Below are 20,371 nucleotides of genomic sequence, written 5' to 3' on the forward strand. Positions count from 1 at the left end.
TCATGAAAATATTGTGCTTACGCTTAAGTAATTTGGCTTCTATTGCAGGAGAACATTGCATTGATTTTGAATCTGAACCTCTAGCCAATGCAGGACTTATTGCCATTACAGGAAAAACAGGTGCAGGTAAATCAACCCTACTTGACGCAATGTGCTTGGCTTTATTCGACCAGATTCCTCGCTTAAATGGCGCATTAGGCAGTTTGACCGATGTTAGTGGTCAGGATATTTCCATTAAAGATACCAAACATATTTTACGGCGTGGTGCAATTAGTGGATTTTCAGAGGTAGAGTTTATTGCACTTGATCAAAAAAGATATCGTGCGCGTTGGGATATTCGACGCTCATATAAAAAACTCACAGGCAATTTAAAAGTCGACCGATCTATCACACGTTTAGAAGATAATCGTGTGCTTACACAAAAAATTTCCGAATGTACACCATGCATCCAATCACTCATTGGATTAAGCTTTGAGCAGTTTACGCGTGCGGTTCTACTTGCCCAATCTGAAGTTGGCGCATTCTTAAAAGCAAAAGATCATGAACGTGCAGCCTTACTTGAATATCTAACCAACTCGAATATTTTTAGCTTAGTTAGCCAACGTGCTTTTGAAAAAACCAAAGAAATAAAAATCGAACTCGATAAAAAACAAGAATTTTCACAACACATTCAACTGCTTTCTACGGAAGAGGTTGAAATGTTTGAACAAAACAAAGAGACGTTTGAAGAAAAAATTAAATATATTCAACAACAACAGCAACAGCTTGAACATGCACAACAATGGCAAGATGAAGCCCAACGCTTAGAACAAGAGATTAATCAGCAACAGCTTATATCCACCCAAATTGAGCAAGAAAAGCACCAACTTGCTCAACAGAAACAACAGCTAGAACATTTAGATACGTTTGCTGAAATACGTAATAGTTACCAAGAGCAAATCACTGCAAAGCAGCAGCAAACCCATTTTGAACAACAGCTTCAAGTACACACAAAACAGTTTGATCTCACCAAAACCCGTTTTACTGCACAACAGCAACAGCGCCAAACCTGTGAAAATGACATTGCAACCTATGAACAAAAGCTAGAACAACTACAACCTGAGCTACAAAAAGGTTTTGAACTTGATGCTCAACGTGAGCACCATCTTACCCAATATCAAAAAATACAAGATGAGCTTCATGAAAAAGTAAAGCTTCAAGCCAAGCAAATGGAAGCACTCAATCATATAGATGCTGAAGAAAAAGAACTTTTATCAAAAAAAGAGCATATTGAAACCAATATTTCAAAATATCAGTTTTTATCAAAACTTGCGGAAGAACCTAAGGCAAATATAGATAAGCTGCATCATATCCAAATGCTTTGGCAGCAAATCCATCATGCTCAATCAGAAGATTTTAAGATTGATATCTTCAAAAATACATATCAATCTCGCTGTAAAGAGATTGAGAGCCAAATCAAGCAATATGGTTCTTTAGAGCAATTCGAAGAAAACCATCAGATATTACGAGAACGACAACGTGTAGCTGAACAGCTTGATCAACAGCTCACACAATATAGTGATAAAAAACAATTACTGTTAGAACAGCAAGAAAGTCTAAAACAGCAACAACAAACATTTCAGCATGCATCGAGTGAGGTACAAAAATATCAGCATGCTTTTAGAATTGCTGAAAAAGAATTACAGACGCTACAAAAAATGATTAATGAACAAAAACTGCTTCAATCTGAACACATCACTGCCCTACGTGATGCTTTAAAAACAGATGAGTCCTGTCCTGTATGTGGAAGCAAAGACCACCCTTTTGTAGAGAAAAAAGTCCTTTTAGAACAGGCTATGCAAAGTATTCATCAACACCAAGAAGAAGAACAGCAGAATATAAAAGATACTGCATTTGCAAATTGGCAAGCGAGTCAACAAAAATATGCTCGATTAGAAAGTCACATTGAACATTTAAATCACACTATTGCTCAAACACAACAAGAACAAACGGTATCTTGGCATCAAATTGAGCAAATATTAAAACAAACAACCTTCAACTTTTCTTTAGAGCAGTTATCTGTCTCACTTAATAATGAAATGGATCTGCTTAAAAAGTCCATACAGAATGACCATGAAAAATATCTCAAAAACGATCAGATTATTAAATCGCTGAAGCAACAACTTAAACAGCAATCGCAAGAAAAAGAATGTATAGACCATATTGAAGCATTCGAAAAACTGACATCATTTATTCTTGAATATATTTGCGATGAAGATGAAAAATCTCAGTGGAAAATGCAACCCTCCCTATGCATCGATCGCTATATTCAAGGCGTAAAACAGCTTACTCAAGCAGAGAATGATCGCCAAAAACTTGTACAGCAACTTGAAAATATACAACATAGAAAACAGCAACAGCAGCTTGAATATTCAATGCTCGCCACACAATATACGGCACTCGAAGAAACTCTAAAGGACACAAAGCAAAAAGGTTTACATATTCGAGAACAAATAGACCAGCTCATTCAACAGCATACGAATGATGCATTCACCACAGTGAGTGCATGGCAGTCTGCTCTATATGCTCATAAAAACCAATTACATGCAAAATATCAGACTGTCAAAGAACACTTTTCACAGATTGAACAGCAATACCATACCGAACAAACTACACTGAATACGCTTCGACAGAGTGTAGACATGTGGCAGTCTTATGCACAAGAACATGCTCATAAACAAGAACAATGGAAAAGCAATCATCCTCTATTTACCCAAATTTTAATTCAAGCATGCCTAGAGACCACCACGGCGGATATTCAACAACTCAGACAACATGTTCAACATACTGAGCAACAGCATATTCGACATGAAACAGCATGCCACCAAACTCAACAGAACTATTTACTACATCAACAGAAAAAACCACAATGCCATTTAGATGAGTTAGAAAAACATCTGCAAGAAAACCAACAGCTTCTTCAAGAAGTTCGCCTTGCACGCGATGAAATTAATGCCAAGCTCATGAGTAATCAACATGCCAAAGCACAACAACAGCACTATGCAAAAGACATTGAGCAACTTCAACAACAAGTAAATCGCTGGGGTAAAATTTCTGAGCTGATTGGCAGTAAAGATGGGGCAAAATTCAGACGTATTGCTCAAGAGCATCATTTAGATATTTTAATTGAATATGCCAACCAACAATTACAACCTCTTTCTACACGCTATGCACTTAAGCGTATCGAGAATAGTTTAGGACTCGCCATCATTGACCATGAAATGAACAGTGAGGTTCGCCCCGTTCTCTCATTGTCAGGTGGTGAAACCTTTCTTGTATCACTCGCGCTCGCACTTGCCATTGCCAATATGGCATCAGGCGCGATGCGGTTAGAGTCATTATTTATAGATGAAGGTTTTGGAACACTTGACCCCTCTTCTTTGCATATTGTTATGGATGCTTTAGATCGACTGCAAAGCCAAGGTCGAAAAGTCATTCTCATTTCACATGTACAAGAAATGCATGAGCGCATTCCTGTACAAGTACAAGTGAAATCAATTGGGTCAGGAACCAGTCAGATTCAAGTGATTGGCTAGATTGTAGGTCGATGACCACTCACACTGTCGCCTGCATTTTTAGCAAGGCGATAGGCATCCCATAAAGAAAGTAGTGAAACAACAGCCACAATGATAAAGGTGGCTTGAAAGTCAATGAGTTCTGCATGCGCCACATGCCCATTAAAATACATTGCGGTACGTAAAATAAGTGCAGCAAGTGCCACACCAACACCTAAACTGATTTGAAAGAATAAACTAAATTGAGTTGCGGCATATCTTTTGTCTTTTGGCAAAATATCGGCAAAGCTCAAACTGTTATAACACGTAAATTGTAATGAACGGCTCAAACCACTAATAAACATCAGTAATATCATAACACCCCATGGTGTTGTTGGTGTAAATACAGCAGTACTGGCAATAGTAAGAGCACCGATGACACCATTCACGATAAGAATTTTTCTGAATCCAAAATATCTCATCAATTGGGTTGTAAATGGTTTCATGGCTAAGTTACCCACAAAGACCGTTAAAACCAACAGCCCTGCTTGCAAAGCACTCAATCCAAATGCCAACTGAAACAACAGTGGTAGTAAGAACGGAATCGCACTCATTGCTACTCTAAAAATAGAACCACCAATGATACTGACAGAAAAGGTTTTTTCTTTAAAAGCATCAAATTTAAGCAATGGCTGCTCAACTCGCTTCATATAAAAAACTGCGCAAATAAAAGTAAAAAGACCAAACAACCCAAGCAATAAATAAGGCAATATATTATCAAGCTGCTTTCCGAGTTGTTCCATGGCGTACATAATACTTAGACAGGAGATTGCCAATAAAAGAAACCCAATAAAGTCAAACTTGCCTATTTCATTATTTTTGGTGTTTTCAATAAGGCGATAACTTGCATATATTGCAGCGAGCCCTAAAGGGATATTGATATAAAAAATCCATTGCCATGTGGTATGCATCACAATAAAACCACCCAAGGCAGGGCCAATAATTGGAGCAACCAATCCCGGCCACGTAATATAAGCAATGGCTTGAACCAATTCAGTTTTTGGTGCTTTACGAATCACCACCAAACGTCCAACAGGTACCATCATGGCACCGCCAATACCTTGAAGTACTCTCGAGAAAATAAAAGTTTCGAGGCTTGTACTGAGCCCACATAAAATAGAAGCAAGCGTAAAAAGCAGTACGGCGCTCATAAAAATGGTTCGTGCGCCAAAACGGTCTGCTAACCAACCACTTATTGGAATAAAGGTCGCAACAGCCAATAAATATGCACTAATTCCAATATTCAAATCGATTGGCATGACGTTAAATGTCTGAGCCATCGTGGGCAAAGCAGTTACAATAATCGTGGCGTCTAGGTTTTCCATAAAAAACGTAAGCGCCACAAGAAGTGCAATATGTTTGGTTTGACGTTGCACCTTAAATTCCCTTAATGATAGTCACGCTGTCCAAAAAGTGCTGTACCTACGCGCACCATTGTCGAGCCTGCCTGAACCGCATCCAATAAATCACCCGACATGCCCATACTTAACGTATCCCAAGTTTTTAAAGTAGGATAATTTTCTTTTACTTTGTCAAAGAGCTGTTGTGCATCTTTAAATGCTTGGCGATTATTAGGTGCAGGAATGACCATCAGACCACGTAAATGTATATTTGGCAGTTGACTCATGTCTTCAACAAGCTGCATCACTTCATTGGGTTGGCAACCATCTTTACTCTCTTGTGCATCAATATTAACTTGAATACAAATATTTAATGGTGACATATCCTGTGGGCGTTGTGTAGAAAGCCTTTGAGCAATAATGAGTCTATCTACACCATGCACCCATGCAAAGTTTTCAGCCAATAGTTTGGTTTTATTTCTTTGTACGTGTCCAATAAAATGCCACTCAATTTCAAGTGATTTGAGATCAGCAATTTTCTGTAAAGCTTCTTGTAAATAATTTTCGCCAAATGCACGCTGTCCACACCGATACATTTCTTCTAAAGCAGTACTTGGATGTGTTTTTGAAACAGCCAATAACTGTACATCATCACTATTTCTATGCGCTGTCTGACAGGCTTGTGCAATCTGTGTAAGGACGTCTTGTCGTGCTTTTAAGAACTGATGCATGAATATTTCCTATTTATAACAGAAAATCATTGGTTTGATTCTCAGAAAATCGCTATCATTCTATAATAATTATACGTTTCATAACATTATATTGGGGATAATCTATGGACATTACAGAACTGTTGGCATTTGGGGTACAACATAAGGCTTCCGACCTGCACCTATCAGCAGGTTTACCGCCAATGATTCGTGTAGATGGTGATGTGCGACGCATTAACCTTCCTGCGTTATCACACAAAGAAGTACACCGCCTCATTTATGACATCATGAATGACCAACAACGCCATGACTTTGAAGAACGCCTTGAAATTGACTTCTCATTTGAAGTACCTGGGCTTGCACGTTTTCGTGTGAATGCATTTAACCAAAATCGTGGTGCAGGTGCTGTATTTCGTACCATTCCATCAAAAATTCTAAATTTTGATGATCTTGGTCTAGGGCCAATTTTTCAAAAATTATGTGACATTCCACGTGGGATTATCTTAGTTACAGGACAAACAGGTTCAGGTAAGTCAACAACACTTGCTGCTATGCTCGACTACATCAACGAAAACCGTTATGAACATATTCTCACAGTCGAAGACCCAATTGAATTTGTTCATGAATCTAAAAAGTGTTTGATCAACCAAAGAGAGGTTTTCCGAGATACGCATGGTTTTGCGCCTGCTCTACGCTCTGCTCTTCGTGAAGATCCAGATATTATTCTCGTTGGTGAAATGCGAGACCTTGAAACCATTCGTTTAGCGCTAAGTGCTGCTGAAACAGGTCACCTTGTATTTGGTACGCTACACACCACTTCTGCTGCAAAAACAATTGACCGTATTGTTGATGTTTTCCCTGCCGAAGAAAAAGATATGATCCGCTCAATGCTATCAGAATCATTACAAGCTGTTATCTCACAGACCCTACTTAAGAAAAATGGTGGTGGGCGTGTGGCTGCACATGAAATTATGCTTGGGGTTCCTTCAATTCGTAACCTTATTCGTGAAAACAAAGTCGCTCAAATGTATTCAGCAATACAAACAGGTGCAGGACAAGGCATGGTAACACTCGATCAGAGCCTAAAAAAACTTGTACAACAAGGGGTTGTAACTAAACAAGCTGCACAAGTTGTTGCTAAAAATCCTGAATCTTTTTTATAAGTAGTGAGTAAACATAACCATGAGCATGGACTTTAATGACTTACTCAACCTAATGAGTGAAAGAAAAGGATCTGATCTATTTATTACAGCAGATCGTGAACCATCTATGAAAATAAATGGTCAACTCATTCCTATTTCAAGCACGAAACTTAGTGGAGAAATGATTAAACAACTCATTCACTCCATTATGAGTACACAACAAAAAGAAGAGTTTCTTACAACAAAAGAATGTAACTTTGCAATTACCAACCGTGAGAAAGACCGAAGATTTCGTGTTAGTGCATTTTACCAACGCGATCTTCCCGGCATGGTCATTCGTCGTATCGAGCATCAAATTCCATCGGTAGACAGTCTTAAGCTCCCTCCTGTGCTCAAAGAACTTATTATGAGCAAGCGTGGTATTATCTTGTTTGTTGGCGGTACAGGTACGGGGAAATCGACATCGCTTGCTTCTTTAATTGGACACCGTAACCAAAACTCTACAGGTCATATTATTACTGTTGAAGATCCAATTGAGTTCATTCATAACCATGCAGGCTGTATTATCACACAACGTGAAGTTGGATTAGATACCGCATCTTTTGAAGTTGCACTCAAAAATACGCTACGCCAAGCACCAGATGTTATTTTAATTGGTGAAATTCGCAGTAAAGAAGTCATGGATTATGCTCTTGCATTTGCAGAAACAGGGCACCTTGTTCTTGCAACATTACATGCCAACAATGCAAACCAAGCACTAGACCGCATTACCCATTTCTTTGAAACAGAGAAACAAAATCAAATTTATATGGATTTGTCTCTAAACCTCAGAGCAATTGTGGCACAGCAACTCATACCTACCGTCGACAAAAAATCACGCCGTGCAGCTATTGAGATTATGATAAATAGTCCACTCATTGCAGACTATATTCGTAAAGGACAAATTAATGATATTAAAGCAGTAATGACTAAATCACGAGAGCTTGGGATGCAAACATTTGACCATGCACTTTTTGATTTATATAAAGACAGCATTATTAGTTATGAAGAAGCATTAAAACATGCCGATGCACCAAATGATCTGAGACTCAAAATTAAACTCTCCTCAGAAGAAAGTTCACCCACTGGTCATAAATTAACCTTTGATGGGCAAACCTAATAAAAAGTCGCTTATAAATAAGCGACTTTTTTTAAATTTGTTGAACTTATGTAGCAACTATTTTTTACGTGCAACTTCTTGGCATTCAGCTTCATCACAATAACCATAAAGGTTTAATGAGTGCCCTGTTAAAGTAAAACCGAATTTCTTCGCAACTTCATGTTGTTCATGCTCAATAATATCATTGGTGAACTCAAGTACTTTGCTACAGTTTTGACAAACAAGATGGTCATGATGGCTGTCTTGCATAATTTCAAATACAGAATGATTGTTTTCAAAATTAAGACGTTGCACAATTCCTGCTGCTTCAAACTGAGTGAGTACGCGATATACAGTTGCTAAACCAACGTCTTCACCTTGATCTAGCAATGTCTTATAGATGTCTTCTGCACTTAAATGGTGAGGCTTTGAATTTTCAAGGAGTTCTAATATCTTAATGCGTGGAAGGGTTACTTTAAGTCCTGCTTTACGTAAGTCTTGATTGGAAATGGCCATGAAAAGTCTCTCAACAATTTTTAAGTAGGAATATGCAATAGAGTTTAGATGCAGTATGATCTATCCTTAGACTAAATGCATCAAAATTGATTTGGATAGTGTAGCAAAATGCAAAAAATTATTTTGACGACGTTACTCGTCAGTTCATTGCTCGCAGGTTGTGTCTATAAAATTGACATTCCTCAAGGAACGCCTTTAACCAAAGCACAAGCAGCTCAAGTGCAACCCGGTATGAGTTACCAGCAAGTTCGCTTCCTGTTAGGTAGCCCAACTATTGCTGATCCACTAAATCCATTGCGTTGGGATTATATTTACAATTATATCCCAGGAACATATGCGAAAAAAGCAAAGATTCCTGAAGCTAAAGGACAACATCTTAGTGTTTACTTCAATGATGCTGGTAATGTAAGTAAAATTGAAGGATTAGACACAATTCCAAATACACAACCAGGATTACCCCCAACAAAAGAAGGCATTGTAAATATGCCATAATTGTAATGACATTTAGTGATTACAGTCAAAGAAAAACCCCAAATAGTGGGGTTTTTCTTTCGCTCAAGACAATTGCTTAAACCGATTACCTTTTGTAATACGACCAACAGGGTTTTTAGCAGCACGATTACGACGTATATCTTTCGGATTAATCTTTAAAGGCCTATAAATTTCTACACGATCACCTATCTGTAATACATGTTCTAAATCTGAAATTTGATGCCCAAAAATGCCAAACTTAAATATGTCTGGCAAATCTACTTTCTGCCGAATAGCACTTTTCTCTATTGCTTGTGCAACCGTCATACCCTGTGTAAATTCCACCTGAATGTGCAGTTGCTCAGTTTCCCCTGCATACACTACCCAAATGCATTGCATTTAGAAACGTCCCATAATAACGGCAACCAATGCTAAAATAATAGATAGTGGTGCTATAACACGAATTGCTATACGCCAAATATTATAAAACAGCTCACTACTGAAATTGAGCGCTTTTCTGAGATGGCTAATTTTCATTATCCAACCCACAAAAATGGCATACATTAAGCAACTAACTAGTCCCCACAGCATCATTACTGCATTTAATACAGGCATTAGTAAAGTAATTGCCCAAATGAATAATGGGGCAAGTAATAGTACATATTGTAGAACAATCGACACTTGACGTTGTTGTAACTGCTCTTTTGCAAGTTGAATAAGTAGCGCAGCACCAAACAGCACTGTAACAAGCAGACTCATCTCAGAAATTTGTGTTTGTGCAGCAAACACACCAAAAGCAATCACAGCCAATACTTGAGCAAGCCAAATTGGCATAACCAATGGTGTTGCTTTGTCAGTACTGTTTAGAGAGTTCACGCTTGATTGCGCATAAATTCCCAATCCGAGACCACCTGCGACCAGTGCAAGTAGTGTTGCATTGCCCCACTCTACAAAGGTTACTGACGTCATGTGCCAAGCTGTCAGATGGGTACCAAAAACCTGACTGATTACAAGAGAACTTATCACTCCAATAATACTTAGGATAGATAAAATTTGACGTGGAATGAATGATAGAATAAATGCGAATACTGCAAGCCCAGCAAAAATGATATTTTCTGGTAGAGAGGTTGGAATCAGTTGCAAGCCAATATGACTAATATTTGCAAGCATACCTCCTGCTAAAAATGGCATAAAAATAACAGATAACCAACCTGCTATTCGCCATTGCATTGAAGCATCTGCCTCTCTTGTTAAACTCATGAGTGCATTTAAAGCTGTTGTTTTTGCACGTTTCACAAGTGCAAACTCTAAATAAATAAAAGGCAATGCAAGAATAAATACTGTACCTAGCCATAGCGCCCAAAAGTCAATTTGTCTATCAGTTGTAATACCAACAATAGGTGCAAATGTGCTAATTAACATAAATGATAAGCAGAACGCCATGAGTGGCGATAACCATCGAGACATAGGTCTATCCTGTATCCGAAGCTTTATAGAAATGATGAGCTATTTTGCCTTTGTCCGCACTGAAAATCAAAGTTTCCGCAATATTAATTTTTAAATTTGAGTGATTATTATCTATAAAATAATTAAATTATTTATTGTTTACGCATAGCAGATTTAGTTTATTCGTTTTCTATATTATTTAGGGGCAACCAATATGCCCCCAATATACTTTCTTTTTATTATGCAAAAAAACGTGCAAACCAACCTTTGCCTTTTTTCTTTTCTTTTTCCTTAATAATTCCCTGCATATTTTCTTTCACAGCACCAACATAATCAGCATCATCGTGCTTAATATGGTTAATTAACCATTTTGTAAGCACCTGATAAAGATCTTCTTCTATATCTTCACCTTTAAGAAATCTTTCACGATAGTTTTCAATCTTTTTTATAAATAAATCATGTACTTTCTTATGTGGTATACAAAACTTATAGCCTGCTTCTTCTTGTAAACTTTCTTCAAAAGTAAAATGAGACTGTGTGTAATCAATAATATTATCTAGTATCTCTTTTACTTTTTCACGGTCGTGTGTAAAACACACTTCATCAATATCATTAATATAATCTAAAATACGCTTATGTTGTTCATCAATAACTTCAATACCCGTATTAAACTCACTTATCCAATTTACTTTCATTATTTTGCCTATTATCCATTTCTCACTTGTATAAGTGCATCATATACAAGTATTTCTCATTGAAAAATAAGGAAAAATTCCAACCATTTTGATTGGAATTAATAAGCTATTGAATTTTATATTATTCGTAAAATACCATAGTAAAAGAATCAAGTATTTTATGTACAAATGTATAATTTATGAAAACAAATTGTTAATAGACATCTGCCTTTGTAACACGGCGTAAACTTGGGTCTAATGCCTCACGTACCAAACGATCAATATAAGTTTTTGATTTCTTAACTAAGTTTCCATCACGAAATAATATAAGCTCACCCGGCTCAAAAGCCTTCCAAGCTTCATTATGCGTTAGAGGTTCAGTTGTGATCACAGCTACTCTGTCTTCAGGTACAGTTACTTCTCTAAAATCAATTTCCATATCTAAATCGACTAACTGTGTTGGACGAAATGGATAAGAGCGCACAACCCAATGTAATTTTGTCACCGCATAACTAAAAAGGGCTTGCCCATTAGATAAACAGAAATTAAATGTTCCATATTCTGCAATTTTAGGTGAAATATCTTCAAGTGCTTGAAATACATCTTCTAAACCTGGTTCTTCATAACCAAATCGTTCAACCAAATGGTCTAATAAATAGCAAAAAGCATATTCACTATCTGTATTCCCTACTGGAATAAAACGCCCTCTAAGCTCAGGCTTAAATCCATGTAAATCACCATTATGTGCAAACACCCATTGTCTTCCCCATAATTCACGTACAAATGGATGTGCATTTTCAAGGCTAATTTTTCCTTGAGTTGCTTTACGAATATGTGCAATAACATTGCGTGATTTAATTGGGTAATTACGGATAAGCTCTGCAATAGGCGACTCTACCGCAGATTTATTATCTATAAATAGGCGGCAAGATTTATCTTCAAAAAAAGCGATACCAAAGCCATCACAATGGTCTGATGTCACACCCGCACGCTGAGAAAACCCTCTGAATGAGAAAGTAATATCTGTAGGTGTTGCACAATTCATTCCAAGTAGCTGGCACATAGCAAAAATCTTTTGATAACTGTTTCATTAAAGTTAAAAGTTACAATAGCACAGCTTATATGTAAAAGTGTTTTTTTATAGATGCTTATCCATTTAAATGATATAAGATGTATTTTTATTATTTTTTAAAGATAAGTAACCGTGATATTTATCACATGCTCACTTTAAAAATAGTCATGAGCATGTGCTTTTTCTTTATTTCGCTGTTCTATTTGAGATAAGCGTACCAACACCATGATCTGTGAATACTTCAAGCAATGTTGCATGAGGCACACGTCCATCTACAATATGTGCACTCACAACTCCACCTTTTACAGCATCTAGTGCACACCCAACTTTTGGAATCATACCGCCATAAATCACACCTGTTTCAATCAGACGATCCACTTCTTTAGTTGATAAACCCGTAAGCAGCTTCTTATTTTCATCCAATACACCAGTGATATTGGTTAATAAAATTAACTTCTCTGCGCTTAGTGCTTCAGCAACTTTGCCCGCCACAAGGTCAGCATTAATATTATATGTGTCACCATGTTCATCTACGCCAAGTGGTGCAATGACAGGTATAAAGTCACTTTGAGTAAACATTTCTAAAACATCTGTTTTTACACCAACTACTTCGCCCACCATACCAAGATCAATCTTAGTAACAGTACCATCTTCATTTTGCTTATCCATCAGCAACTTCTGCGCATGAATTAAGTTTGCATCTTTACCAGTCAAACCAATAGCACGACCACCATGTTTATTAATTAGATTGACAATCGACTTATTTACACTACCGCCTAGAACCATTTCAACTACTTCCATGGTTTCTTTATCGGTCACTCGCATACCATCTATACGGTCAGAAACTTGACCTAAACGCTTTAGAAGAGCATCTACTTGCGGACCGCCACCATGCACAACCACAGGGTTTAAACCAACCGTTTTAAGTAAAACAATATCTCGCGCAAATGAGCTTTCAAGCTCTGGGTCAGTCATGGCATTACCACCATATTTCACCACGAGGGTTTTTCCTGCAAAGCGTTGAATATACGGTAAAGCTTCCGTTAATACATGAGCCTTGTCTAAACCAATGTGTTGATGTGGCATACACCCTTCCTTCTTTCAAATAAAAATTAAATTTAAGACAATACAATTTGCATCATTTCAGTCGCAATTTCTGGATATTTTTCCATTAAAACTGAAGCAAATTGATTACGAATATCGATAAAAGCCTCTAAACTTTCAGCATCAAACCGAACTGTTAAATAATCCCCTGTATTCGATGCTCTCAACACACCTGAGCCTTCAGGATATTCAACACGAATCCCATCGACACGAATAATTTGATATAACTGCTTTTGCATCTTTTTATCAAAAAAAGATAAAATATCTAATGGTTTATATTGCGTAGTATAAATATAAGTATCTTCAGAAAAATATCGCTCTGGATAATCTATAAATAATTCAGAAAATTTGTGATTTGCTGTCATTGTGAAATATTCAAGAATACGTAAAGCTGCATAAATACCATCATCATATCCTAGCCCTCTACCATCATTAAATACATAATGCCCCGCATATTCTCCACCAAATACGGCTTTTCCATTTGACTGCATGAGGTACTTACGTAAAAAAGTGCTACCTGTTCTGAGCATCACAGGTGAACCATCCAAATCATGAATGGTTTTTGCAACTAAACCTGAACACTTCACATCAAAAACAACTTCAGAGTTTGGCTTTCTTTCTAAGCAGATTTTAGCCAATAAACAAATAAGTCGATCAGGGCTAATGACTTGTGCATGTTCATCTAAAAGCACCAAACGATCGCCATCACCATCTAATGCAATACCCACATCTGCATGATGATCTCGAATTGCATGCTTTAATAAAGTTAAGTTTGCTTCTTTTGAAGGATCTGGTGCGTGCTCTGGAAAGTGACCGTTTGCATCACAGCGTAAATCTATCACTTCACAGCCTAACTCACGAAACACATACTTTGCATACTTGCCTGCCGAACCATATAAACCATCAAGAGCAATTTTAAGTGGCTTATTTAATGTGACATCTTGAATAAGATAATCGACATATAGTTTAGAAATATGACCATAAATACAATGTGGGATCTCACTTGCAATCGTTAATGGCTGTGTATGACTTTCTATATATTGCTCAGCCAATGTTGCAATTTCCTGAATATCATCAGGAGATGGCGGCTGAAATTTCCATAGCCATTTAATGCCATTATCTTCTTTTGCATTATGGCTTGCGGTTAACATTATACCTGTGCCATTTGCATATTTTTGCGCTGAAAAATACATGACAGGTGTCGAGCAACACCCTAAAACAGTGACCTGAATATGATGCTTTATAAGTATTGTTTCAATTATTTTTGCATATGTTGGACTGGTTAAACGTGCATCATAACCAAGTACAATATGATTAATATCTGCTTGATGAAGTTTTTCCACAAACGCATGACCAATTGCTGTAATCACACTTTGTGTTAAGTCAGATAAATTCCCACGAATGTCATAGGCACGAAAAATATGTCGAGGAAACTGGTTTTTTTTAAACTGTATCATTCAACTTAGCTATTATATAGGTCTATAGAATTGTCATCATTTCCTTCACATTTGTAAATATAATATCGATAACATTTTGTACTATTCCATTCTTTTCATATCATTCAATAAAAAAACCTATGAAATTTTCATAGGTTTTTAAATCATTTAACTTTCTTATTGCTTGCCTGTATGACCAAAGCCACCTGCACCACGCTCAGTTGCAACAAATTCTTCAACTTGCTCAAATTCTGCTTGAACTACAGGAACAAGTACATATTGTGCAAGACGCTCGCCTGGCTCTAAAGAAAATGCTTTTTCACTGCGGTTCCATACAGAAACCATCAATTCACCTTGATAATCTGAGTCGATGAGGCCAACTAAGTTACCTAGAACAATACCATGCTTATGACCAAGACCCGAACGCGGTAAAATTAAGCCTGCAAAATTTGTATCTTGAATATAAATAGATAACCCTGTTTTAACCAATACAGTTTGTCCCGGCTCAATTGTAACAGCCTCATCTAAACATGCGCGTAAGTCTAGACCTGCTGAACCTGATGTCGCGTAAGTAGGTAAAGGCCATTCTTTGCCTAAACGCTCATCTAATACTTTTACTTGGACTTTCATATCGTTTCCTTTTACATTAACTTTTGTGCTTTAACATGGCACGTAAATTGTCTAAATACACTTTCGCTTGTTCTTTCGGGTCGACATTGGCTTGTGCTTTTTTCTTTCGCCCCATCCAATCAATATCATCTTGTGGCAACTCATCTAAGAAGCGGCTTGCTGTCATTTGTTTCATTTGACCACCTGCTTTACGTTGCTCTGCAAGTGTAAGTGTGAGACCTTGGCGCGCACGTGTAATTCCAACGTACATTAAACGGCGCTCTTCTTCTATGGTATCGGCTGCAATCGAGTTTTTATGCGGCAAGAGTTCTTCCTCAAGTCCCATAATATAAACAAATGGAAACTCCAACCCTTTTGCTGCATGTAAAGTGAGAAGATTGACTTTATCTGTGTCTTCCTCTTCTTGCTGTTGCTCTAGTAAATCTAACAACACCATTTTTCGAATCACACTTTCAATGTTCTTTTCATCAACATCTTCAGCACGATTAATTAAGCTTTGAATACTGGTATACAGCGTTTCAATGTTGTCGAGTTTGGTCTTTTCTTGGGCAGGCGTTGCTGCTTGCTCGCGCACATAGTCGATATACCCTGTTTCAGTAATCATTTGGCGAATAATAGGTACAGGGTTATCGTCTTCCAAAAGTTCTCGCGTATAGTCCTGTAGAAACTGTGCAAACTCAAATAAATGTGAGCTAATTTTTTTAGATAAGACCATTGTTAAACGTTGATCGCCTGCTGCTGCAAGCAAAGATAAATTATTTTCTTGTGCAAATAGTCCTAACTTCTCTAAGGTAACAGGGCCAATCGAACGTTTAGGTGTATTAATAATTCTTAAAAAAGCACTGTCATCTTCAGGATTAATAATTAAGCGAAGATAACTCATGATGTCTTTAATTTCGCTGCGCGCAAAAAAAGATGTTCCACCTGAAAGCTTATAAGGAACCTGCATTTGGCGAAGCTGTGTTTCAAGTACACGTGCTTGAAAATTGCCGCGGTAAAGTACCGCATAATCTTTCCAATTCTTACCATTCATGAGCTTATGCGTCATCAGGTCTTTAACCACACGCTCTGCTTCATCGTCATCATTACGGCATGTAATAATACGAATGGCCTCACCATGGCCTTTGTCACTCCACAGCTTCTTATCAAAAATATGTGGATTATTGCCAATAACATGGTTGGCTGCTTTTAAAATACGACTTGTAGAACGATAATTTTGTTCAAGCTTAATCACTTTTAAGTTCGGGAAATCATCTTTCAGTAATGCCATATTTTCAGGTTTAGCACCACGCCAAGCATAAATAGATTGGTCATCATCTCCCACGGCAGTAAACTGCCCCATAACACCAACCAATAACTTCACCAATATATACTGTGCGGTATTGGTATCTTGATATTCATCGACCAATAAATAGCGTACTCGATTTTGCCATTTATCTCGCACTTCAGCATTTTCTTGTAATAATCTGGTAGGCAATACAATTAAATCATCAAAATCAACGGCGTTATATGCACGTAAGTTTCGTTCATAAAGTTGATACAGATGTGCAAAACGAACATCTTCTTCAGTTTCGCATGTACTATGTGCTTGTTCAGGTAAAATTAGATCATTTTTCCAATCGGAAATCTTCTTCATTACCTTTGCAACCAACTCACGACTTTCTGCACCTGACAAGTTATCTTGATGCATTAAATCCATAAGTACGCGCTTACAATCATCTGCATCTAAAATTGAGAAATTCGCTTTCAAGGGCAAATGTTTCAACTCTAAACGTAACATGTTTAAACCAAATGTATGGAATGTTGAAACTGAAAGTCCTTTGGCTTCTTCACGACTAAGCAATGCGCCTACACGCTCTTTCATTTCTCGTGCAGCTTTATTGGTAAATGTCATTGCAGTAATACGATGTGCAGGAATGCCACAATTTTTCACAAGATGCGCAATTTTGCGTGTAATCACCGATGTTTTACCAGAACCAGCGCCAGCAAGTACTAACAACGGCCCTTGTGTATATTTCATGGCCTCATGTTGCTTGTCATTTAGTTGGCTTGCCGATGACATAGTGATTCCCCTCGATGATTAGAAATCGATTATAACGATGTCCCTTATATATTCCTAACCTGAATGAAAGAGTTGATGAAATTTTAACAATAAAAAAGCCGCATACAGTGCGACTTTTTTATTTACATCAAAGGGTTATTATTTTGATTCATAAATGCTAATTTCAACACGGCGGTTTTGTTCACGACCTGCTGGTGTAGCATTAGATGCGATTGGGTTTGCTGCACCATTACCTTGTGCATTAATTTTCGTGCTTGAAACACCTTGAGCCACTAAATAGTTAGCAACAGCTTGTGCACGCGCTTGTGACAATGGGATGTTAATACTGTCATTACCTGTATTATCTGTATAACCAGTCACTAAAATTGCACTTTTATTATCTTCAGTTAAAGTTTGTGCAACTTTATTCAAAGTTGTATAAAAGTTAGATTTAATCGTTGACTGATTCGTATCAAAGGTAATATTACCCGGCATCACAAGACCAACCGAACCATCAGAGTTACGATTCACTTCAACGCCTGTACCTGCCATCTGTTGACGTAAGCGTTGTTCTTTCTTATCTAAATACAAACCACTTGCTGCACCAACCAATGCACCAATTGCTAAAGCTCTATTGTTTTGTGCAGATGAGTTCGCACTTGCACGAGAAATACCATAACCTGCTGCTGCACCAATTAATGAACCAATCGCAGTTTTATCATATTGGCTAAAGCCGCCACCTGTGCCAGTACCACTATTCATAGATTGACAACCAGAAAGCGTAAGCGCCCCAACCAAACCAGTAACGATTAATGCACGCATTGCATGCCTCCTTTTTTATGTTTATGTAGTTATAAAAATTATGAAAGACAAATGTTTTTTTTGACATTGAGATTTTGTTAAAAAACCATGCTATTCGTAACAATAAGAAACAGCTCTTAAAAATAAATGTCTTCTTTCATTAGAAAATTTATGATTGGCATTATATCTTCTTAATTTTTTTCGACTAAACTTATACAATTCAATTTATTCTTGTGCTTTAACAAATTTAGGAAGCCCTATGCTATCAAAACAGAAAAAATCAGGCGTATTGAAAAAAATTACACGTGGTCTCACTGTCGGCTCAGTAATTACAGGTAACACACTGGTTCATGGCTCTCCTATTTTAGCACTTGGTCTGACCAAGCTTATTAAACAATCAAAAAAAATTGATGAAACTAATGTTCAAATCACCAATAACTGGTTAACCGTAAACAACTGGCTCATTGACAATATATTGTCAGAAACAAAATGGGATATTCGTATCGATCCATCTTTAGATTTACACCTAGATGGTCGCTATATCATGACATCAAACCATCAAAGCTGGGTAGATACGACCGTAAATCAATACTTTGGTCGCACACGTATGCCCCTCACCCGCTTCTTTACCAAGTGGGAGCTTATTTTTATTCCTTTCGTGGGTCAGGCCTTTAAGATTCTTGGCTTCCCAATGATGAAGCGCCATACAAAATCACAAATTGCCAAGAACCCTGAGTTAAAGCACCGCGATATGATGGAAGCAAGAAAATCTTGCGAACAACTTCTTAGCCAGCCCTTTACATTACTTAACTATGTAGAAGGCACTCGTTTTACACCTGAAAAGCATAAACAGCAGAAATCACCTTATGCACATCTACTTAAACCTAAAGCAGGTGGTCTCGCACTCGCACTGAGTATACTCGGAAGTAAAATTGATGCCTTAGTCGACATGACCATTGTCTATCCCGACGGTGTACCGGGCTATGGCGAGTTTTGGTTGGGTGAAGTTCCACGTATAGTTGTTCATATGCGTAAAATTGAAATACCTGACTGGATTTTAGCAGGCAACTATGAAGAAGATCGTGAGTTTCGTGCAAAATTTTATCAATGGTTAAGCAAATGTTGGAAAGAAAAAGATGAGCTTATTGATGAAATTAAAAAAGAATATCAAAATCCCACAGATTGATTCACCGAGCTAAAACCTATATGCCCAAAGCATCTAAAAATAAGTTTCATCGCATAGACCATAATTCGCTGACATGGAAAGCTTATTTGGTCTATGACATTTTTATGATGTTTATCATCATATTTAATCTTTTTTGTATTACCAGTGATGCCATTTTAATGAGCCACTTTGCACACTGGTTTGCAACCCTTACACAACATTCAGATTTACTTGAACACTATAGGGCTCAGTTACACCCATGGGTTGAACGTACAGACAGTTGGTTTATTTGCTTTTTAGTGATTGAGCTGCTTATTCGCTGGGGCATTGCCATTGTTAAACGATACCATCAAAAATGGTTTTTCTTTCCTTTTATTCACTGGTATGAAGTGCTCGCTATCTTTCCTCAGTTTCGCTTTTTGCGTTTATTACGTGCAGGATTTATTGCATATAGACTTCAAGAAATTGGCTATCAGATTATTCCACAATCGTGGCAAGAAGCAGGTCGCTTCTACTATAGCGTAGTTATGGAAGAACTATCCGACCGTGTTGTCATTACGCTAATTGATGGTGTAAAACAAGAACTTGATACCAGTTCAACCCATAAAGCAATTATTCATGATATGGTCAACCGTCATAGACCTTTATTTGCAGAAGCTTTTGCACAAGTTCTACAAGAAACGCTCTCGACCGAGTTAAAGAAACAACAAGTCAATCTTTCCCAAAATATGGGAAAAATTATTGAAGACTCTATTTCAAATACTCCAGAAATTCACCACTTGTTAAGATTGTTTCCAATTGTTGGTAACCGTATTGAAGACCATCTTAAAGTCATTGCCAAGCGCCTCACTGAAAACGTGGTTAAGGGTATTATTTCTCCGCTTACCGAAGGAGATGTAACAAACCCAAATTATACTTATCGTCTCATTTCAAATACTTTGAGTGAGGTAAATATTAGCAATCATTCTTTAGAGCAATTGGTTGAATCTATTGTCTATGAAAGTTTAAACTCTATACGTAAACAAGTGAAAGTAAAACAATGGCAACAAATTTTACATACCAAAGAGCACCAAGATAATCATTAAGTATTAC

At 37.3% G+C, this 20,371-nt stretch carries 18 protein-coding genes; 6 read left to right on the forward strand and 12 right to left on the reverse strand.

Annotated features, from left to right (window positions below; all coding sequences use genetic code 11):
• Positions 1 to 2 precede the first annotated feature (2 nt).
• Positions 3 to 3,575 carry an AAA family ATPase gene (locus P256_RS05360; protein ID WP_023272670.1) on the forward strand — a complete coding sequence of 1,191 codons (3,573 nt, stop codon included), beginning with the start codon at positions 3 to 5 and terminating at the stop codon, positions 3,573 to 3,575.
• On the opposite strand, the gene P256_RS05365 is transcribed toward P256_RS05360, so the two are convergent.
• Entirely contained in the window at positions 3,572 to 4,969 is a 1,398-nt protein-coding gene (locus tag P256_RS05365) for a DHA2 family efflux MFS transporter permease subunit (protein WP_023272671.1), read from the reverse strand. The genes P256_RS05360 and P256_RS05365 overlap by 4 nt on opposite strands.
• 11 nt (positions 4,970 to 4,980) lie before the next feature.
• A complete protein-coding gene (locus P256_RS05370) occupies positions 4,981 to 5,664 on the reverse strand; it encodes a YggS family pyridoxal phosphate-dependent enzyme (protein WP_023272672.1) in 684 nt (227 codons plus the stop codon).
• 104 nt (positions 5,665 to 5,768) lie between these two features.
• Between P256_RS05370 and P256_RS05375 the strand changes: the two genes are divergently transcribed.
• Both P256_RS05375 and P256_RS05380 read left to right on the forward strand, forming a co-directional pair.
• Positions 5,769 to 6,806, forward strand: coding sequence for a type IV pilus twitching motility protein PilT (locus P256_RS05375; protein WP_023272673.1), 1,038 nt, complete (start codon positions 5,769 to 5,771; stop codon positions 6,804 to 6,806).
• A gap of 25 nt (positions 6,807 to 6,831) precedes the next feature.
• Complete coding sequence (locus P256_RS05380; RefSeq protein ID WP_040331659.1) at positions 6,832 to 7,944, forward strand: PilT/PilU family type 4a pilus ATPase; 1,113 nt, start codon at positions 6,832 to 6,834, stop codon at positions 7,942 to 7,944.
• 57 nt (positions 7,945 to 8,001) lie between these two features.
• Here the strand turns inward: P256_RS05380 and fur are convergent, their stop codons facing one another.
• Positions 8,002 to 8,439: a ferric iron uptake transcriptional regulator gene (gene fur, locus P256_RS05385; RefSeq protein ID WP_023272675.1), complete on the reverse strand. Its 438-nt coding sequence runs from the start codon at positions 8,437 to 8,439 to the stop codon at positions 8,002 to 8,004.
• A gap of 108 nt (positions 8,440 to 8,547) precedes the next feature.
• Between fur and P256_RS05390 the strand changes: the two genes are divergently transcribed.
• A complete protein-coding gene (locus tag P256_RS05390; protein ID WP_023272676.1) occupies positions 8,548 to 8,931 on the forward strand; it encodes an outer membrane protein assembly factor BamE in 384 nt (127 codons plus the stop codon).
• 63 nt (positions 8,932 to 8,994) lie between these two features.
• Here P256_RS05390 and P256_RS05395 read toward each other — a convergent pair whose 3' ends face one another.
• The 9 genes from P256_RS05395 to P256_RS05435 form a co-directional block, all read right to left on the reverse strand.
• The gene (locus tag P256_RS05395) at positions 8,995 to 9,309 is read right to left on the reverse strand and encodes an RnfH family protein (protein ID WP_023272677.1); all 315 of its coding nucleotides are present in this window, start codon (positions 9,307 to 9,309) and stop codon (positions 8,995 to 8,997) included.
• Complete coding sequence (locus tag P256_RS05400; RefSeq protein WP_023272678.1) at positions 9,310 to 10,377, reverse strand: hypothetical protein; 1,068 nt, start codon at positions 10,375 to 10,377, stop codon at positions 9,310 to 9,312.
• A gap of 218 nt (positions 10,378 to 10,595) precedes the next feature.
• Positions 10,596 to 11,051 carry a bacteriohemerythrin gene (locus P256_RS05405; RefSeq protein ID WP_023272679.1) on the reverse strand — a complete coding sequence of 152 codons (456 nt, stop codon included), beginning with the start codon at positions 11,049 to 11,051 and terminating at the stop codon, positions 10,596 to 10,598.
• Between the two features lie 193 nt (positions 11,052 to 11,244).
• A complete protein-coding gene (locus P256_RS05410; protein WP_023272680.1) occupies positions 11,245 to 12,093 on the reverse strand; it encodes a class II glutamine amidotransferase in 849 nt (282 codons plus the stop codon).
• 195 nt (positions 12,094 to 12,288) lie between these two features.
• A complete protein-coding gene (gene argB / locus P256_RS05415) occupies positions 12,289 to 13,188 on the reverse strand; it encodes an acetylglutamate kinase (RefSeq protein WP_023272681.1) in 900 nt (299 codons plus the stop codon).
• A 32-nt stretch (positions 13,189 to 13,220) separates the two neighbouring features.
• Positions 13,221 to 14,663, reverse strand: a complete 1,443-nt coding sequence (locus P256_RS05420; protein ID WP_023272682.1) for a phosphomannomutase/phosphoglucomutase — start codon at positions 14,661 to 14,663, stop codon at positions 13,221 to 13,223.
• 156 nt (positions 14,664 to 14,819) lie between these two features.
• On the reverse strand, positions 14,820 to 15,272 hold the full coding sequence (gene dut, locus P256_RS05425; RefSeq protein ID WP_023272683.1) for a dUTP diphosphatase: 453 nt from the start codon (positions 15,270 to 15,272) through the stop codon (positions 14,820 to 14,822).
• A 16-nt stretch (positions 15,273 to 15,288) separates the two neighbouring features.
• Positions 15,289 to 17,334 (reverse strand): UvrD-helicase domain-containing protein, encoded by a 2,046-nt coding sequence (locus P256_RS05430; RefSeq protein ID WP_023272684.1) that lies wholly within the window; start codon positions 17,332 to 17,334, stop codon positions 15,289 to 15,291.
• A gap of 138 nt (positions 17,335 to 17,472) precedes the next feature.
• On the reverse strand, positions 17,473 to 18,135 hold the full coding sequence (locus P256_RS05435) for a YiaD family glycine zipper/OmpA-like lipoprotein (RefSeq protein WP_023272685.1): 663 nt from the start codon (positions 18,133 to 18,135) through the stop codon (positions 17,473 to 17,475).
• 238 nt (positions 18,136 to 18,373) lie between these two features.
• On the opposite strand from P256_RS05435, the gene P256_RS05440 reads away from it, so the two are divergent.
• Both P256_RS05440 and P256_RS05445 read left to right on the forward strand, forming a co-directional pair.
• Positions 18,374 to 19,300, forward strand: coding sequence for an acyltransferase (locus P256_RS05440; RefSeq protein WP_023272686.1), 927 nt, complete (start codon positions 18,374 to 18,376; stop codon positions 19,298 to 19,300).
• 20 nt (positions 19,301 to 19,320) lie between these two features.
• On the forward strand, positions 19,321 to 20,364 hold the full coding sequence (locus tag P256_RS05445) for a hypothetical protein (RefSeq protein WP_023272687.1): 1,044 nt from the start codon (positions 19,321 to 19,323) through the stop codon (positions 20,362 to 20,364).
• Positions 20,365 to 20,371: the final 7 nt, after the last annotated feature.

The organism is Acinetobacter nectaris CIP 110549 (genome assembly GCF_000488215.1).
Taxonomy (GTDB): Bacteria; Pseudomonadota; Gammaproteobacteria; order Pseudomonadales; family Moraxellaceae; genus Acinetobacter; species Acinetobacter nectaris.

Bases quoted from the DNA above. Each gene is read 5' to 3' on its own strand.
- P256_RS05420 (WP_023272682.1), bottom strand. From the start codon at position 14,663: ATGATACAGTTTAAAAAAAACCAGTTTCCTCGACATATTTTTCGTGCC.
- P256_RS05360 (WP_023272670.1), top strand. From the start codon at position 3: ATGAAAATATTGTGCTTACGCTTAAGTAATTTGGCTTCTATTGCAGGA.
- P256_RS05375 (WP_023272673.1), top strand. From the start codon at position 5,769: ATGGACATTACAGAACTGTTGGCATTTGGGGTACAACATAAGGCTTCC.
- P256_RS05445 (WP_023272687.1), top strand. From the start codon at position 19,321: ATGCCCAAAGCATCTAAAAATAAGTTTCATCGCATAGACCATAATTCG.
- P256_RS05410 (WP_023272680.1), bottom strand. From the start codon at position 12,093: ATGTGCCAGCTACTTGGAATGAATTGTGCAACACCTACAGATATTACT.
- P256_RS05380 (WP_040331659.1), top strand. From the start codon at position 6,832: ATGGACTTTAATGACTTACTCAACCTAATGAGTGAAAGAAAAGGATCT.
- P256_RS05405 (WP_023272679.1), bottom strand. From the start codon at position 11,051: ATGAAAGTAAATTGGATAAGTGAGTTTAATACGGGTATTGAAGTTATT.
- fur (WP_023272675.1), bottom strand. From the start codon at position 8,439: ATGGCCATTTCCAATCAAGACTTACGTAAAGCAGGACTTAAAGTAACC.
- P256_RS05430 (WP_023272684.1), bottom strand. From the start codon at position 17,334: ATGTCATCGGCAAGCCAACTAAATGACAAGCAACATGAGGCCATGAAA.
- dut (WP_023272683.1), bottom strand. From the start codon at position 15,272: ATGAAAGTCCAAGTAAAAGTATTAGATGAGCGTTTAGGCAAAGAATGG.
- argB (WP_023272681.1), bottom strand. From the start codon at position 13,188: ATGCCACATCAACACATTGGTTTAGACAAGGCTCATGTATTAACGGAA.
- P256_RS05390 (WP_023272676.1), top strand. From the start codon at position 8,548: ATGCAAAAAATTATTTTGACGACGTTACTCGTCAGTTCATTGCTCGCA.
- P256_RS05400 (WP_023272678.1), bottom strand. From the start codon at position 10,377: ATGTCTCGATGGTTATCGCCACTCATGGCGTTCTGCTTATCATTTATG.
- P256_RS05370 (WP_023272672.1), bottom strand. From the start codon at position 5,664: ATGCATCAGTTCTTAAAAGCACGACAAGACGTCCTTACACAGATTGCA.
- P256_RS05435 (WP_023272685.1), bottom strand. From the start codon at position 18,135: ATGCGTGCATTAATCGTTACTGGTTTGGTTGGGGCGCTTACGCTTTCT.
- P256_RS05395 (WP_023272677.1), bottom strand. From the start codon at position 9,309: ATGCAATGCATTTGGGTAGTGTATGCAGGGGAAACTGAGCAACTGCAC.
- P256_RS05440 (WP_023272686.1), top strand. From the start codon at position 18,374: ATGCTATCAAAACAGAAAAAATCAGGCGTATTGAAAAAAATTACACGT.